The following is a 16,969-nucleotide window of genomic DNA, read 5'->3' on the forward strand; positions in this document are numbered from 1 at the left end:
AACTTTTTGGGGTCAGTACAATGATATTATGCGTTTTCTGATTTTAAAGACTTTTTGCCTGACCCTTTTCACCTTGTTAAAACACCATTGATCTTAACTCATCACTTACCTCTTAAAAAATCTTTAGAATTGGCTTAATCCCCTTTATTGTATCGCGTTTGGAGTTTTTTAGGTATAACCTTCGACGCGCACCTTACGTAGGACGACAGACTCATAGCTTTATACATAATAGAACGAGTATCTCCATCTGTAGAGATACTCGTTTTTTGCTATTTTCAAAGTGTTCTTTTTGACCAATCCCATACATCATTTTTATAGTAAATTGAAACTAGAATAGTACATCGTGGATACTAAAACATTTCTAGAAATTAATTTGATTTCCCTAATCAAGTTGCACACATCTTATTTCAAACCACTATATATTCAATGAAAATCAAAGAGCTAACTAGGAAGCTAACCGCAGGTTGCTCAAAGCACCGCTTTGAGGTTGCGGATAAAGCTGACGTGGTTTGAAGAGATTGTCGAAGAGTATTAAGGAGTATAGAATAGTATTTTAACTCCATCCTCTAAAGTGCTCCCAATAAAAGATACTTGAACACTATATTCAGCATATAAGCTTTATGCCCTAAGTCAAAACAATCATTCTTTTCTAATTTATCGTAAATAAATCTAAAATCACAGAATACTGTCAGATGACTTAAAAAATGATTCTTTGGAAAAAGCGAATCAAAACTTGATTTATCACTTTTTATTCCACTATCTTTTTGTCACACATATTTATAAAGTACTGGTGCAAGCGAACATCATCAGTCAATTCTGGATGAAAAGAAGTTACCAACATATTTTTTTCTTGGGCTGCAACGATTTGATCTTCAACTGTTGCTAGAATTTCTACACCCTCTCCAACACTGCTGATAATTGGACCACGGATAAAGGTCATTGGAATCTGACCGACTCCCTTACATTCTGCTTCCGTGTAGAAACTTCCTAGTTGGCGCCCATAGGCATTGCGCTCGACCACCATATCCATAGTTCCAAGATGACTTTCTTTCTGAGAAATGATTTCCTTAGCCAGCAAAATCAAGCCCGCACAGGTCCCAAACACTGGTAAGTCAGATAGAATTGCTTCTCGGATAGGAATCAGCATATCCTGGTCTCGTAAGAGCTTGCCCATAGTTGTAGACTCACCACCAGGCAAAATCAAACCCGACAAGTCACTCTGATCTTGCTGAAAATCATCTAGATTTCTGATTTCAACACTCTCGACACCTAATTTATCTAGTACTTTTGCATGTTCTGCAAAGGCACCTTGCAAGGCCAATATTCCGATTTTCATCTATTTCCCTCGCTCAGCCATGAGAATTTGAATTTCATTTTCATTGATACCAACCATGGCTTCTCCCAAATCTTCAGAGATTTGGGCTAGTATTTGAGGATTTTGATAGTTTGTAACTGCCTTGACAATTGCTGCTGCACGTTTAACAGGATCTCCTGACTTGAAAATACCTGAACCGACAAAGACACCCTCTGCCCCTAGCTGCATCATAAGAGCAGCATCTGCAGGTGTTGCTACACCGCCTGCTGCGAAGTTCACGACTGGTAGTTTTCCATGTTCGTGAACGTATTGAACTAATTCTACAGGTACTTGGAGTTCTTTTGCTGCGACATAGAGTTCATCTTCACGTAGATTTTGAATGCGACGGATTTCTTGATTCATCATACGCATATGACGAACGGCTTGGACAATATCTCCTGTACCCGGTTCTCCTTTGGTACGAATCATAGAAGCACCTTCAGCGATACGACGTAAGGCTTCACCCAAGTCCTTAGCTCCACAGACAAAAGGTATTTGGAATTCTTTCTTATCCACATGGAAACGATCGTCAGCTGGAGATAAAACTTCACTCTCATCGATATAGTCAATCTCAATAGCCTCTAAAATCTGAGCTTCAACAAAATGCCCGATTCTGACCTTGGCCATCACTGGGATGCTAACCGCTTCTTGGATTTCCTTGATCATCTTTGGATCACTCATACGAGAAACACCACCAGCTGCACGAATATCAGCTGGAATTCGCTCCAAGGCCATCACAGCTGCCGCACCAGCAGCCTCTGCAATACGGGCCTGTTCAGGATTTTGAACGTCCATGATAACCCCACCTTTAAGCATCTGTGCCAAGTTTTTATTTAGTTCATAACGATTTTCAGTCATTTGTTTTATCCTCATCATTTGTATTGGTAGCTACTATTTCATTTTAAGTCAGATTTGGAGGAATCACAAGATAAAAAAACCATAATTGTATGGGGACAAATCATCTAAAAAACTATCTGACCTTAACTTAAGGCCAGATAGTTCATCAAATTTTATTTTTCAGCTGTAAGTGCAGCCATTGTGATGTAGTTGTATGGTTTGTTGAAGTGTGGCAAGAAGAATAGGTCTGTCAATGCCAATTTATCAATTGTCACATGCTCTTGGATAGCAAGTGAGAACATGTGGATTCCCATGCTAATTGCAATATCATGTGAAACCATTTGGGCACCAAGAATTTCACGACTATCTTTGTCAAAGACAATCTTAATCGCTACTTCATGGTTATCATGTTTCATGAATTCTGGTTTTTGTAGATCGTTAAAGCCTGTTTCAGTCGCATTGTAGCCAGCAGCTTTTGCTTTTTCAAGTGTCAAACCAGTTGAAACCATGTGAAGACCATAGATTGAGATACCGTTTGAACCTTGAACACCGATTCCTTCCAATTCATGTCCACAAGCGTTGTAAGCACCAACAATACCAGTACGAACAGCGTTTGAAGCAAGAGCGATGTAACTAGTTTCTTTACGAGCATTGTCATAGACAGTTGCACAATCACCAACGGCAAATACACCTGGGATAGATGTTTCTTGTTTCTTGTCTACAAGGAAGGCACCGTTGCGGAAGAGTTCAATCTTACCATCAGCAAGGGCTGTGTTTGGACGGAAACCAACTGCAAGGATAACCATGTCTACATCGAAAGTCTCTTTATCAGTAATCAAGCGTTCAACTTTACCGTCACCTTCGATTGCTTTAACAGTTTGACCAAGAGCCAAACGGATGTTGTGGTCTTCCAAGTTCTTGGCCATCATTTGTGTGAAGTCTTTGTCATAGTAACCGTTCAAGACAGTATCTACAATATCAACAAGCACAACTTCTTTTCCAAGACGTTCAAAGGCTTCAGCAAGTTCAACACCGATATAACCACCACCAACAACAGCGATACGATCAAGGTGTTTACTCTTATCAGCAAGCTTATTGATAACTTCTTCAGCGTTTTGGTACAATTTAACGAATTGTACGTTTTCAAGAGTTGCTTTAAATTCGCGGTTGCCTTTAACAATTTCAACACCGTCAATTGGTGGTAAGATTGGTGTAGAACCTGTAGCGAAAATCAATTTATCGTAAGATTCTTTATGTTCTTGACCTTCAACTTCTGCAGTCACAACTTTGTTGTCGTAGTCAATTGAAAGAACAGGTGAGTTCATGTAAACTTTAGCACCTTTTGCTTCCAATTTTTCTTTATCAGAATAGAACAAGCCTTCAGCACCGTCAATTTGTTCCCCAATCCAAAGGGCCATTCCACATCCTAGGAAAGAGATGTTAGAGTTTTGGTCAAATACAACGATTTCGTTCTCATTTCCAAAATTATCCAACATAGTATTAATACATGCTGTACCAGCGTGGTTAGCACCAACTACAACGATTTTACTCATAGAAAAATTCCTACCTTCAATTTTAAATTTACTCTTCTAGTATAACATTTACTGTTAGCGTTTACAAGAGTTTTGCTAATTTTCCCGATTTTTTTGTAAAAAAATGTAAATAATTTGTATTTTATCATTCTTTCTTACAATTATTCTTTATTTTCTGAGCATATTTCTTGACAACTTTACAAATTTTATTTGTGAAAACGCTGACTTTATGGTATGCTAATATCATGGAAAGAAATTGTAAGGGGTTAAATTTAATATAAATTTACAATATTTCAACCTTCTTTTCACATAAGAGAAAGGAGTTGGTAGCTTGCCTCTTAGTTCACATTCCGAACGGCTAATGGGGACTACTATCACTATTTCATTAGTAGATGAGCGAGCCGATATCTTGCTTCAAAAATCCTTTGATTTACTCAAAGAGCTAGAATACCGCTTCAATGCCAATAGCCAAGAATCTGAGTTGATGGAGATCAATTATCAAGCTGGAATAGCTCCAGTCAAAGTTCATCCAGACCTGTTTGAACTGCTTGCACTTGGATTAGAGCATAGCCTAGCGCCCTCTAGCCATCTCAACATCAGTATTGGTCCCTTAATTCAAACCTGGCGTATCGGTTTTTCAGATGCCAAAGTGGCCCAACCCCAAGAAATTGAATCGGTGCTCCCTTTAATCAATCCTCATTATATCGAGTTAGATTCTTCCACTTCCACTGTGTTTTTAAAACAAAAAGGAATGAAGATCGATCTTGGTTGTTTAGCCAAGGGTTATAGTGCGGATAAAGTTGCCCAATTTCTGAGAGAAGAAGGAGTGACATCTGCCTTGATTAATCTGGGAGGGAATATCCTGACCATTGGAAAAAATCAGGCAAGAGGGGATCAGCCTTGGCAAATTGGGATTCAAGACCCAGCCAATCCTAGGGGAAATCACTTAATGACCATCCCTGTTGTCAATCAATCTGTCGTGACTTCAGGCATTTATGAACGTCACCTGACAGTCGACGGAAAAGATTACCATCATATTTTTGACAGTCAAACAGGATATCCTGTTGAAACGGAACTAGCTAGTCTAACAATCATCTCTGATAAATCAGTTGATGGTGAAATCTGGACAACTCGTCTATTTGGAGAAAGACCTGCTGCTATCCTCTGGCAAGTCGAAAGTTTGGAGGGCATCGAAGCCATCCTAATCGATAAGGAAGGTCACCTAAGCTGTTCTTCAGGAATTCCTACTCTATAGAAATAGATGTTTCAATAGAGTTTTAAAATCGTATTATGTAAAAAGAGAAAGGAAATCTCATGTTAAAACTTATTGCTATTGTTGGAACAAATTCAAAACGTTCTACAAACCGTCAATTGCTTCAATACATGCAAAAACACTTTGCTGAAAAAGCTGAAATTGAACTTGTTGAAATTAAAGACATTCCTGTCTTCAATAAACCAGCTGACAAGCAAGTACCTGTTGAAATTTTAGAAATTGCTGCTAAAATTGAAGAGGCAGATGGCGTTATTATCGGTACTCCTGAGTATGACCACTCTATTCCAGCTGTTTTAATGAGCGCTCTTGCTTGGTTGTCTTATGGTATCTATCCACTTTTGAACAAACCAATCATGATTACAGGTGCTTCATATGGTACTCTTGGTTCATCACGTGCCCAATTACAACTTCGCCAAATCTTGAATGCTCCAGAAATTAAAGCAAGTGTCCTTCCAGATGAATTCTTGCTTTCACATTCTCTTCAAGCCTTTAACCCAAGTGGAGACCTAGTGGATCTTGATGTTATTAAAAAATTGGATGCCACTTTTGACGACTTCCGTATCTTTGTAAAAATCACAGAAAAATTGCGTAATGCACAAGAATTACTTCGCAAAGATGCTGAAGACTTTGACTGGGAAAATTTGTAAGATAGGAGACCAAAAAGAATGAAATTTGTTGGACTTGTAGGATCAAACTACGATCAATCATATAACCGTAAACTCTTGGAATTTATCCGTCGTCACTTCAAACTTAAATTTGAATTAGAAGTTCTTGAAATTGACGAAGTTCCAATGTTTAACCAAGACGAAAAATGGGATGAAAGCTTCCAATTACGTTATTTATATAACAAAATTACTCGTGCTGATGGTGTCATTATCGCTACTCCTGAGCACAACCACACAATCTCAGCTTCCCTAAAATCTGTTCTTGAATGGCTTTCATACGAAGTTCATCCATTTGAAAACAAGCCAGTCATGATTGTAGGTGCTTCTTACTACGACCAAGGTACTTCTCGTGCCCAAGTTCACCTTCGTAAGATTCTTGACGCTCCAGGTGTCAATGCCTACACACTTCCAGGAAACGAATTCCTTCTCGGTAAAGCTAAAGAAGCCTTTGATGTTAATGGGAATATCACAAATGAAGGAACTATTAATTTCCTTGAAACATGTTTAGACAACTTTGTAAAATATGTGGGAGTCGTTTCAAAATTGAAAAAACCAAAACCAATCGCACCAGAAGATTTATATTGTACAAATCCAATCGCAACCACCATTCAAGGTGTTGACCCTGATGATCCTGAATGGGTAGAAAAAGCAGCTGAACTTGTTGGAGCTGTTTCTGGAGACACTTACGTTAAATTAGACCACGGTATCTTGACAGTTAACCAAATTGATATGTTCTTGAAAGCAATGCCATTTGAGTTGACATATGCGGATGATAATAACCAATTCTTGTACTATAATAACGCACATCAAGATCCAAACACTATGTATGGTAAACGTGTACGAGTTCAAGCAGGTAGCCGACTAGGAACAGTACATGCTTCTCTTCCACCTGCAAGAATGAAGAACGTTGAATGGGTTGTTGGTGTACTTCGTAACGGAGATCAAGAGTATGTTCGTACAATTGTACCAGGAACTCCAGAAGGCGTTATTAATACACATAACTACAAGGCAATGTACTACCCAGATGGTTCATATGCTGGAATTAATGAAATTATCTTTAATTTCCAACCATGGCTTGATTGGTACTTAGAAACAACTGGTCAACGTCTAGTTGGTGGAAATGCTGCAGCTCCTGCTGGAGGACACGGCGGAGCAGATGCCACATCTGGAGCTTCTGATGCAGGTGATGCTGGAAGCCACGGTGGTGACGCCGATGCTACATCTGGCGCAAGTAACTAATAATAGTTTTAGGAACCATCTTGGTTCCTTTTTTAGCAAAAAAAGACTAGCAGAGACAAACTGCTAGTCTTTTGGTTATTATACTCTTCAAAAATCAAATTCAAACCACGTCAGCTTCGTCTTGCCGTACTCAAGTACAGCCTGCGACTCACTTCCTAGTTTGCTCTTTGATTTTCATTGAGTATTATTTTATCTATCCTTGTTAAAAGAAAGAAAATTCTATTATGAATTTGGGTCATCAAGACTACGGCCATGTAAACCTTTTTCACGTTGGACTTGGCGTAGTTTTTCTGGTGTAAGGTCGTTTCCTTCTTCGTCCACAATTTTGATTCCTTCGATGTGGTGACGAACAGCGCGACGATAACCTTCGATGTACTCCTCACGTAGTTTAGCTTGTTCCACTTTTTCTTCTGGTGTCAAGCCTTCTGCTTTTTTCTTTTTGGCAAGCTCATTGATACGATCAATTTTTTTAGGATCCATGTTTCTCTCCTTTATGATAAGATTTAATCCGTTTAACAGATTTTATTTGGTATTGATTTGGTTAAAACGTGCAAGTTTAGCTGCTTTCTTGGTTAATTGAGACAAGATAGCCAAGCGATTTTTACGAACAGCCTGATCTTCTGCCATTACCATGGTGTTCTCAAAGAAAGCATCAATAACTGGACTAAGCGCAAAGAGCTGTTTCAATTGTTGACTGGCAGTCCCTGACAAAACGAGTGATTCGACGGCTTCTGCCAAGGCTTTCTCTTGGTCATTTTCAAAAAGTGCTGAATCAACTGTAGCAACACCTTCTGCCTTCTCAGCCAAGTTAAAGGCACGAGAAAGTGATTCAACAGATGGTTTGAAATCTTCTTCCTTGCTTGCTTCTACGAGAGCACTTGCTGCTTCCAACATATCCGCCACAACAAAGTTTGATCCTGCAAGAACTGCTTCCTTGATGTCTTTTGGAGTAGAACCCATCATCTTATCAACACGAGCCTTGATAAAGTCCATAACCTCTGCCTTATTTTCATAAGTCAAGCTGTCAAATGTTAGATCATAAAGGCTATCAATCAGCTCATCCATAGCAATGTGCCAACCAAAGGCATCCAAGATACGAACCACACCTTGAGTTGCACGGCGAAGAGCATAAGGGTCATTAGATCCTGATGGAATCAAACCTACTGAGAAGAAACTCAAAATCGTATCCAATTTATCTGCAATGGCAAGCACTGCACCGACCTTACTCTCTGGAAGTTCTCCTTCGGCTGATGTAGGCATGTAGTGTTCACGAATAGCAGTTGCCACCGCTGGAGTTTCACCAGCAAGAAGGGCATATTTTTCACCCATAATTCCTTGGAGCTCGTCAAATTCACCAACCATCCCAGTCAACAAGTCAAACTTGTAAATGGCTGCTGCACGAGCTAGGTCAACTGTTTCATCAGCTGATAAACCTGCTTTTTCTGCCAAAAGTACAGCGATTTGACCCGTACGAATCATGTGTTCACGAAGGGAACCAATCTTCTCGTGGAAAGTGACATTGTTTAATTTTTCAACAAGATCTGAAATCACCAATTTTTGGTCTTCACGCCAGAAGAATTCTCCGTCTTCCAAACGAGCTACCAAAACTTTTTCATTTCCTTTGATGACATTTTCCAAATGCTCTGCGTTTCCGTTACGAACAGAAATGAAGTTTGGCAAGAGGTTTCCATCTTGATCACGGACAACAAAATAACGTTGGTGTTCTTTCATCGAAGTCACCAAGACTTCTTCTGGAACTTCAAGGTATTTGGCATCAAAACTTCCCATAAAGGCAGTTGGGTATTCAACCAAGTTCAAGACTTCATTAAGCAAATCCGCATCAATTTCGATACTTACACTGTGTTCAGCTTCGATTGCCTTAATTTGGTCAACAATCATTTGCTCACGTTCACGTGGATCTGCGATTACAAACTGCTTACGAAGATCTTCTTCATAGCTCAAAGCTGACTGAATCTTGGTTTCTTTTCCTAAGAAACGATGGCCACGGCTCACACGCCCTCCCTTAATATCAAGGAAATCCAAATCAAACTCTTCTTCATCTAAAAGAACAGTTAAAGTGTGAACAGGACGAATGTATTCAAAGCTATTTCCAGCCCAGTGCATGCTGACAGGGAAAGTCAATGACTTCAAGACATCTACAACACCAGGAACAATGTCTTCAACTGCTTGACCAATTTCTTCCTTAGTGACATAGACATATTCTTCACCCTTGATTTCACGGAATTCGATATCTTCAACAGTCAATCCTTTTCCACGGACAAATCCTTGAGCTGCTTTGGTGAAGTTCCCATCACTATCCAAGGCAATTTTCTTTGCTGGTCCCTTAAAATCTTCTGTCAAATCAGACTGTTTGTCTGCAAGACCAGTTACACGAACAGCCAAACGACGTGGTGTTGAGAAGGTCTGAATAGCTTCAAAAGACAGGCGGTTTTCCTTGAGGAAGGCTGCCATTTTTTCGCCTAGTTGTTTTTCACTTGGTGTGACAACATAGGCTGGTAATTCTTCAAGACCGAGTTCTACTAATAAGTTTTTTGTCATGTTTTTTCCTTTACATTTTCTTCAATCTTTTTTGATATGCACCTTAGGTACTGGGGACGTCGCTAACTAACTTTGTGAGTCTGTATGGAAATCTAATGCAATATTGATCAAGATTTCCAACAGTCTCATCAAAGTGGATTTAGCTGACTGATTTTTGAACCTAAGGTTTCAAAAATCCCCACATAACAGTACGGCGGTGCATATCCCTCTAGCAAGTCTTCGACTTGCCACTAACGATTTTAGAGCACAGTATTACTCACTATTCTGCGTCTTCTGCTAAGAGTTTAGCTCGTGTTTCTTCATCCAAAAGTGGGTAACCTAGGCGTTTGCGTTCTGCAACAAAGGTTTTTGCTACGACACGGGCCAAGTTACGGATACGGGCGATATAGCCTGCACGCTCTGTTACAGATACTGCACCACGCGCGTCAAGCAGGTTAAAGGTGTGTGAACATTTGAGAACATAGTCATAGGCAGGGTGTACTAATCCTTCTTCCAAGGCACGACCAGCTTCTTTTTCAAACTTATCAAAGTTTTCAAGCAACATTTCTTGATCTGAAATTTCAAATGAATATTTTGAGTGCTCATACTCAGGCTGAATAAAGATTTCTCCGTATTTTACACCATCAGCCCATTCGATATCATAGACAGAATCCACTTCTTGAATATAAGAAGCCAAGCGTTCCAAACCATAAGTAACTTCTGCAGTCACAGGCCCAGTTGCCAATCCACCGACTTGTTGGAAATAAGTGAACTGAGTAATTTCCATCCCATCAAGCCAAACTTCCCAACCAAGACCTGCAGATCCAGTTGATGGGTTTTCCCAGTTGTCCTCAACGAAACGAATATCGTGTTCCAAAGTATTGATTCCCAATTTTTCCAAAGACTCAAGGTAAAGTTCCTGGATATTTGATGGAGATGGCTTCATGACCACTTGGAATTGGTGGTGTTGGTAAAGACGGTTAGGATTTTCTCCGTAACGACCGTCAGCAGGACGACGTGATGGTTCTACATAAGCCGCATTCCATGGCTCAGGTCCGATAGCACGAAGGAAAGTGTAAGGACTCATGGTTCCCGCACCTTTTTCGTTGTCATAAGCCTGCATAAGCATACAACCTTGGTCATTCCAAAATTGTTGCAAAGTCAAAATAATTTCTTGAAATGTTAATTTCTTAGACATTGAATACTCCTTAATAAAAATAATTTCTTGCGACACGAGTCTGCCTCGTCGATTATACGAGGCAAGACGAGTTAGTACTGCGTCTAGCTCAGCACCCTAGTACTGAGCATGGGGCAGTCCGACTGTAAGGAGGTTTCTGCCACTGATGCAGTGGAAAGTCAATTTTTTAGACATTGTTTACTCCTTTTTATATAAATTACTTGCGACACGAGTCTGCCTCGTCGATCATACGAGGCAAGACGAGTTAGTACTGCGTCTAGCTCAGGCACTCTAGTGCTGAGCGTGGGGCAGTCCGACTGTAAGGAGGTCTCTGCCACTGACGCAGTAGAAAGTCAATTTTTTAGACATTATTTACTCCTTTTTATATAAATTACTTGCGACACGAGTCTGCCTCGTCGATCATACGAAGCAAGACGAGTTAGTACTGCGTCTAGCTCAGGCACTCTAGTACTGAGTGTGGGGTAGCCCGACTGTAAGGAGGTCTCTACCACTTACGCAGTAAAATGTTAATTTCTTAGACATTGTTTACTCCTTTAGTTTTTATATTTCTTTTTCAATTAATTTCTGCTGAACAAACCAATTTAACAAGGGAAGAGTTTTATCTGTATTTGCCCATAAATGATAAGAATCGAAGACCGCTTGTACACTACCTAGATTTTCTACCAACTTATCTATTGTCAAAAAACTACGCCAGTATTCGTAAAAAATACTTGCATAGTTCTTATCATAAGTCGAAGAACCAAAATCATTCAATGAATGCCAACCATACTTCTTCTGAAAAAGTTCTACAAGAGATTGATTACAAATTTTTTCCGCTTGAAATTCCTCTTCTGTCAAGAAATACTTGCGACTAATATATTCAACCATCCCCTCTTCGAACCATATATAAGAGTCGTAACCATCAAAATCATCTAAAAAATGCTCCGACCAATGAGCTAACTCATGTCCTACAATCTGCAAGAGGAAATTTTCAGATAAAGAATGATAGTGACTTTCTATTGCTTGAGTTTGCTGAGAACACTCGTAGTCCATCAACTGATACAAATACAACTCTTTCCAAACAGCTAAATCAGGCGTCATAACCATTCGTCTATTATTTGTATAGGCTGGAACAGCACTTTCCCTAATAATCTGTGTAGCAGCATTAAAACTTGACCAAATAACGGCTTGCGGTAAATCACAGACTGCAAGTTCATTCTTTAAAAAAGATTGATAATCTTTCAACTTTTCAGTATTTCTTACTACAAAATCACGAAATGTAGCTAGTTGACTATCGTCTTTTACAAGATAAAGGTTTTCCACGTCTCTCCTTTCTTTCACATAATAGACTGAATAAGCGAAAGAACCGCGTCCGACAATCCTAGGTTGATTTAACCTAGGGGCGTCAAAAACGCGGTTCCACCCTAATTTATTACTTCATTGTTTTTGAAAATACTACAGAAAGCGCCAGCTCTTTATTTTGTCCTACTTGGCTCCCACTATCCCAAGCTCGCTTGAAGAACGCCATAAGACTTTCTTTCCTGCTGACTATTATATCAAAAATTAGAACAATGTACAATTCTTTTTATGATTTTCTAGAAATCCATATCATCAACTCGTGGAGCACCCGACTGAACAGCTATCGTTTTTAATGTTTCTAGCTCCTCATGACTCAGTTCAATTCCAAAGCAATCAAGATTAGCTTGAATACGAGAAGCTGTGACAGATTTCGGAAGTGGTAAAAATCCTTCTGCTAAGCTCCAGGCCAAGGCTATCTGAGCAACCGATTTTCCATGATTTGCCGCGATTTCTTGGACTTCCTTACTATCAAATAGTTCTCCCTGACCAAAAGGTCCCCAAGCTTCCAATAAAATTCCTTTTTCTCGACAGTAATCTACGACTTCCTCTTGATAGACACCTGGAGCCAAACGAACTTGATTGACCGCTGGAAGAATTTTTGCTGTTTCAAGCAAGGCATCCAAATGATGGGGAAGGAAATTACTAACTCCGATAGCACGGATTTTGCCTTCTAGGTAAAGATCTTCCATCGCTCTCCAGACTTCTGAATTTCGGATTTTCCATTGGTCATTTTCTCTGAGCGGTTTTGGATTTGGCCAATGAATCAAATACAAATCCAAATATTCCAAGCCCAGCTTCTCTAAAGACTCTTCAAAAGCCTGACGAGCTTGCTCATAGTTGTGATTTCTATTCCAGAGTTTGCTGGTTACAAAAATTTCCTCACGCGGAACGCCACTATCTTGAATAGCACGACCAACACTTTCTTCATTTTTATAGATAGCTGCCGTATCGATATGGCGATAGCCTGCCTTTAAAGCCTCTAGGACAGCTTGGTAAGCAATCTCCCCATTTTCAGCCTTCCAGGTTCCAAAACCCAGAACTGGTATTGTAACGCCATTATTTAAAGTATAAGATTTCATTATTTTTCCTTTCTATGAGAAGAAAATCCAAAGAAACAAATTCTCAATGAAAACTTATCTCTTTAGATTTTTTGAATTATTGGTCACGGTCGTAGTAAAGCTGGTGAGCTTGAAGACGAGAATCTAACAAATCTGGTACGGTTACAAAGTCATAACCTTGCCCTTTCAAATAGTCAATAACCTTCGGTAGAGCATTTACCGTCTCAGCATGGATATCATGCATGAGAATAATAGAACCATTCTTAACTTCACGCTGAATTTCTGTCAAGATAGCTGCTTCATTTTTACTCTTCCAGTCCAGACTGTCCACATCCCACATAATAAAACTCAAGTCTAGGCTATTGCGAATGTCGTCTGTAATGGCCCCATAAGGCGGACGCATGAGTTTTGAACTAGAACCTAGCACTTTAGTTAGCGCATCCTCTGTATCAATAATCTGTTTTTTAGCGTCATCAAGCGAAAGCTTTGAAAGAACTGGATGGCTCCAACTATGGTTTCCAATGACATGACCATCTGCTTTCATGCGTTTCAAAATTTCTTCATTGCCAGAAACATTCTTACCTAAAACGAAGAAAGTTGCCTTAATACCATACTTAGAAAGTGTATCTAATGCTTGATTTGTAGTTGCAGGATTTGGTCCATCATCAAAAGTCAAGGCCACCACTTTACGATTTTTCTTTTCATAATAAGCCTTATATAGCTCGGTATCCTTATCTAATAAATAAGAGGACTGAATAACTTCAAAGAAACTAGATACTGGCAAGGCAATCTCATCCAGATTTTCAACCGCCTGACTTGGATAAAGGATAATCTGACTATCCTTGTAATCAAAATTCCATGCAGACAAGTCTTGGTCAGACAAGCCTTTAACTATCTGATCAATCTTTTCTTGTTCTAATTTCTTATCTTGTAAGAAAGAGGTAATTTCTTTTAACAGCTTCTCTTTAGCCTTACTAGCATCTGAAAATAATTGATCAAGTGTAAAAGGTTTGCCATCTTCTGTCAAATGGACTTTTGCCAGATTAGTTTTTTCAGTCTCTTCAACTCTTGAAGAAGTTAAATCATAGACTTGTTTCACCACACTTCTGTTGACAATCCCTTTTAAAGTCGAATCCTGTTTCTCCGTATAATAAAAAACCAGATTTTCCTTATCCTCTAGATTGTCTTTAATATCCTGTGTCATGATTTCTTTTACAGACGAAATCACTTGCTCCCCTTGAAGAGGATAATAGGCAATCACTTCGGCTTGCCCTTTACGAAAATGATCTTTCTGATTTCCCTCACTCAATTGATCATCTTTCTCTTTTTTGAGCGTTTCAATCCTTTGTTCAAAACGCTGCTTTGTGTAGACTTTATAACCAATTATTGATCCAAGGACACAAATACTTACTGAAAAGATAGCTACTAGGGCTATTAATCCGATTCTCTTTTTATCGTGCTCAACACGTTTTGCTCTACTTTTATCCATAAGACCATCATATCAAATTCAAGCTATAATTTCAATGATTTTGGAGGAAATAGTATATTAAAAGAGGGGCGAGCCCCTCTTAAGATTTTATTTGACAGCTTCCTTCAAGGATTCTACCTTATCCAAGCGTTCCCATGGAAGATCGATATCTGTACGTCCCATATGTCCATAAGCCGCTGTTTGACGGTAGATTGGACGTTTGAGATCCAGCATTTGGATGATTCCTGCTGGACGAAGATCAAAAATCTGACGTGCTGCAGCTTCTAATTTGCTTTCAGCTACTGTTCCTGTACCAAAAGTATCAATACGAACAGATACAGGTTGCGCAACACCGATAGCATATGCCAATTGTACTTCCGCCTTCTTAGCAAGACCTGCTGCAACAATGTTTTTAGCAATGTAGCGAGCTGCATAAGAAGCTGAACGGTCCACCTTAGTCGCATCCTTACCAGAAAAGGCACCACCACCGTGACGTGAGTAACCACCATAAGTATCTACAATAATTTTACGACCAGTCAAACCTGAGTCCCCTTGAGGACCACCGATTACAAAACGACCTGTCGGATTGATAAAGAATTTGGTCTCATCATCAAGATAAGATGCTGGAATCACTTCTTTGATAACCTTGTTAATTACATCTTCATGAATTTGTTCATTGCTAACTTCTGGATCATGCTGAGTAGAAATAACGACTGTATCCACGCGCACTGGCTGGTCATTTTCATCATATTCAACTGTAACTTGAGATTTAGAATCTGGACGAAGATAGCTGATTTCACCAGACTTACGAAGCTCTGCTAAACGACGAACCAACTTGTGACTGAGTGAGATTGGAAGTGGCATGAGTTCTTCTGTTTCATCTACCGCAAAACCAAACATGAGACCTTGGTCTCCAGCACCAATCAAATCAAGTGGATCTTGATCCGCATTTCCACGAACCTCCAATGCTTCGTTAACACCTTGAGCAATATCTGGCGATTGCTCCACCAAAGATGGGTGTACTCCCACCGTCTCAGCAGAAAATCCATATTCTGTATTGGTATAACCAATCTCTGCAATGGTATCACGAACCACACGGTTAATATCTACATAAGCTGTAGTTGAAATTTCACCAAATACATGAACTGAACCAGTATAAACAGCTGTCTCAGCAGCAACGTGTGCCTCTGGATCCTTTGCTAAAATAGCATCCAAGATAGCATCTGAAATTTGGTCTGCGATCTTATCCGGATGCCCCTCAGATACAGATTCAGACGTGAATAATTTACGTTCTGACATAAAAATGTCCCCCCTTAAAAATAGTGTTATAGAGTTACAAAGTACTGATAGGTATTTCTTAGTGATAAATGCCTACCATCTTATCGGGACTATATAACTTCACCATTATATCATTTTTTAGCGCAATTTGCAGTCCATATACTCAATAAAAATCAAAGAACAAGCTAGAAAACTAGATGCAGATTGCTCAAAGTAGAGTTTTAAGGTTGGCAATAAAACTGATGAAGTCAGATCAAAACACCGTTTTGAAGTTAGAAATAAGGAGGCTGGGAAAAAGTCTTGAAAATTAAAAAACACATAGTCAAGTCTTGAAAAAACTTGAGACTATACGTTTTATTGTGGGAATATTTACTTTATTTTTCTTAAAATTGAGTTTTAGTTCAACCTCATCAAAATCTATATAACTTATCAATTTGCTACATAGAACCGGTGCGTTTTTCATGTCTAACGTTTTAGAAAAATATCTGTCAATTCACTATATTTTATATTTGTTTACATTTTTCTTCAACCAAGTTTCCATCACTCATTACATAAACTCGGTCAACCTTATCAAGAAGGCGTGTATCATGTGTAATCATAACAACACCTCTTCCTTGCTCATGGGCAATTGAAGCCAACATATCCGTTACTTGGTAAGCCCTCTCTGTATCAAGACTGGCTGTAGGCTCATCTGCAAGCACGATGCTAGGATTGTTGTAAAGCGCCCTAGCAATCGCAGCACGTTGACGTTCGCCACCAGATAGAGCCTTGGGATACTGATTTTGTACTTTGTCCAAATCCAACAAGTCAAACAGCTCTTTTCGATCACTTTTACTATTTTTTACCTTATCCAGTCTGTCAATCAAATCCAGCTGTTCCTTAACCGTTAGAAAAGGAATTAAGTTTGAAGCTTGGAGAATGAAGCCAAACTCTCTAAAACGGAGGTCCGTTTTCTCCTTCTCCGTCAGACTGCCTGTTTCCTTCCCCTTGACTAAAATCTTTCCACTCGATGCTTCCTGAAGTTGTCCTAGAGTAGTTAGAAAAGTCGTCTTTCCAGAACCTGAAGGCCCAACGATAGCTACGAACTCTCCCGCATTTAGCTGAAAATTCGTCTCATGCAGAGCTACGACTTTCATCTTTCCTTCCCCGTATGTTTTTGTCACTTGATTCATTTCTATCAATGCTGTCATA

General features: G+C 39.4%; 14 protein-coding genes. 3 read left to right on the forward strand and 11 right to left on the reverse strand.

Annotated features, from left to right (window positions below):
* Positions 1-748: 748 nt before the first annotated feature.
* From pdxT to HT731_RS07360, 3 genes are all read right to left on the reverse strand, one after another.
* Positions 749-1,336: a pyridoxal 5'-phosphate synthase glutaminase subunit PdxT gene (pdxT, locus tag HT731_RS07350; protein WP_153225897.1), complete on the reverse strand. Its 588-nt coding sequence runs from the start codon at positions 1,334-1,336 to the stop codon at positions 749-751.
* On the reverse strand, positions 1,337-2,212 hold the full coding sequence (gene pdxS, locus HT731_RS07355) for a pyridoxal 5'-phosphate synthase lyase subunit PdxS (protein ID WP_173278325.1): 876 nt from the start codon (positions 2,210-2,212) through the stop codon (positions 1,337-1,339). It lies immediately after the preceding gene.
* A gap of 152 nt (positions 2,213-2,364) precedes the next feature.
* Entirely contained in the window at positions 2,365-3,744 is a 1,380-nt protein-coding gene (locus tag HT731_RS07360) for an FAD-dependent oxidoreductase (protein WP_173278327.1), read from the reverse strand.
* 310 nt (positions 3,745-4,054) lie between these two features.
* Between HT731_RS07360 and HT731_RS07365 the strand changes: the two genes are divergently transcribed.
* Genes HT731_RS07365 through HT731_RS07375 form a run of 3 tightly spaced genes read left to right on the forward strand, consistent with a single transcriptional unit; the run spans position 4,055 to position 6,900 of the window.
* Complete coding sequence (locus tag HT731_RS07365) at positions 4,055-4,978, forward strand: FAD:protein FMN transferase (RefSeq protein WP_125451010.1); 924 nt, start codon at positions 4,055-4,057, stop codon at positions 4,976-4,978.
* A 59-nt stretch (positions 4,979-5,037) separates the two neighbouring features.
* Complete coding sequence (locus HT731_RS07370; RefSeq protein ID WP_049501905.1) at positions 5,038-5,643, forward strand: NADPH-dependent FMN reductase; 606 nt, start codon at positions 5,038-5,040, stop codon at positions 5,641-5,643.
* An 18-nt stretch (positions 5,644-5,661) separates the two neighbouring features.
* Positions 5,662-6,900 (forward strand): NAD(P)H-dependent oxidoreductase, encoded by a 1,239-nt coding sequence (locus HT731_RS07375; protein ID WP_173278329.1) that lies wholly within the window; start codon positions 5,662-5,664, stop codon positions 6,898-6,900.
* Between the two features lie 222 nt (positions 6,901-7,122).
* Here HT731_RS07375 and HT731_RS07380 read toward each other — a convergent pair whose 3' ends face one another.
* The 8 genes from HT731_RS07380 to HT731_RS07415 form a co-directional block, all read right to left on the reverse strand.
* Positions 7,123-7,380: a DUF896 family protein gene (locus HT731_RS07380; protein ID WP_173278330.1), complete on the reverse strand. Its 258-nt coding sequence runs from the start codon at positions 7,378-7,380 to the stop codon at positions 7,123-7,125.
* Between the two features lie 42 nt (positions 7,381-7,422).
* Positions 7,423-9,459 (reverse strand): glycine--tRNA ligase subunit beta, encoded by a 2,037-nt coding sequence (gene glyS / locus HT731_RS07385; protein WP_173278332.1) that lies wholly within the window; start codon positions 9,457-9,459, stop codon positions 7,423-7,425.
* A gap of 259 nt (positions 9,460-9,718) precedes the next feature.
* Positions 9,719-10,636: a glycine--tRNA ligase subunit alpha gene (gene glyQ / locus HT731_RS07390; protein WP_173278334.1), complete on the reverse strand. Its 918-nt coding sequence runs from the start codon at positions 10,634-10,636 to the stop codon at positions 9,719-9,721.
* A 540-nt stretch (positions 10,637-11,176) separates the two neighbouring features.
* Positions 11,177-11,938, reverse strand: coding sequence for a hypothetical protein (locus tag HT731_RS07395; protein ID WP_000429572.1), 762 nt, complete (start codon positions 11,936-11,938; stop codon positions 11,177-11,179).
* A 272-nt stretch (positions 11,939-12,210) separates the two neighbouring features.
* Entirely contained in the window at positions 12,211-13,053 is an 843-nt protein-coding gene (locus HT731_RS07400) for an aldo/keto reductase (protein WP_173278336.1), read from the reverse strand.
* A gap of 76 nt (positions 13,054-13,129) precedes the next feature.
* The gene (gene pgdA, locus HT731_RS07405) at positions 13,130-14,521 is read right to left on the reverse strand and encodes a peptidoglycan-N-acetylglucosamine deacetylase PgdA (RefSeq protein WP_173278338.1); all 1,392 of its coding nucleotides are present in this window, start codon (positions 14,519-14,521) and stop codon (positions 13,130-13,132) included.
* Positions 14,522-14,608: 87 nt separating this feature from the next.
* On the reverse strand, positions 14,609-15,799 hold the full coding sequence (gene metK, locus HT731_RS07410) for a methionine adenosyltransferase (protein ID WP_061088110.1): 1,191 nt from the start codon (positions 15,797-15,799) through the stop codon (positions 14,609-14,611).
* Positions 15,800-16,281: 482 nt separating this feature from the next.
* The gene (locus HT731_RS07415; protein WP_061759038.1) at positions 16,282-16,968 is read right to left on the reverse strand and encodes an ABC transporter ATP-binding protein; all 687 of its coding nucleotides are present in this window, start codon (positions 16,966-16,968) and stop codon (positions 16,282-16,284) included.
* Position 16,969: the final 1 nt, after the last annotated feature.

The organism is Streptococcus sp. k-163, assembly GCF_013277555.1.
Taxonomy (GTDB): Bacteria; Bacillota; Bacilli; order Lactobacillales; family Streptococcaceae; genus Streptococcus.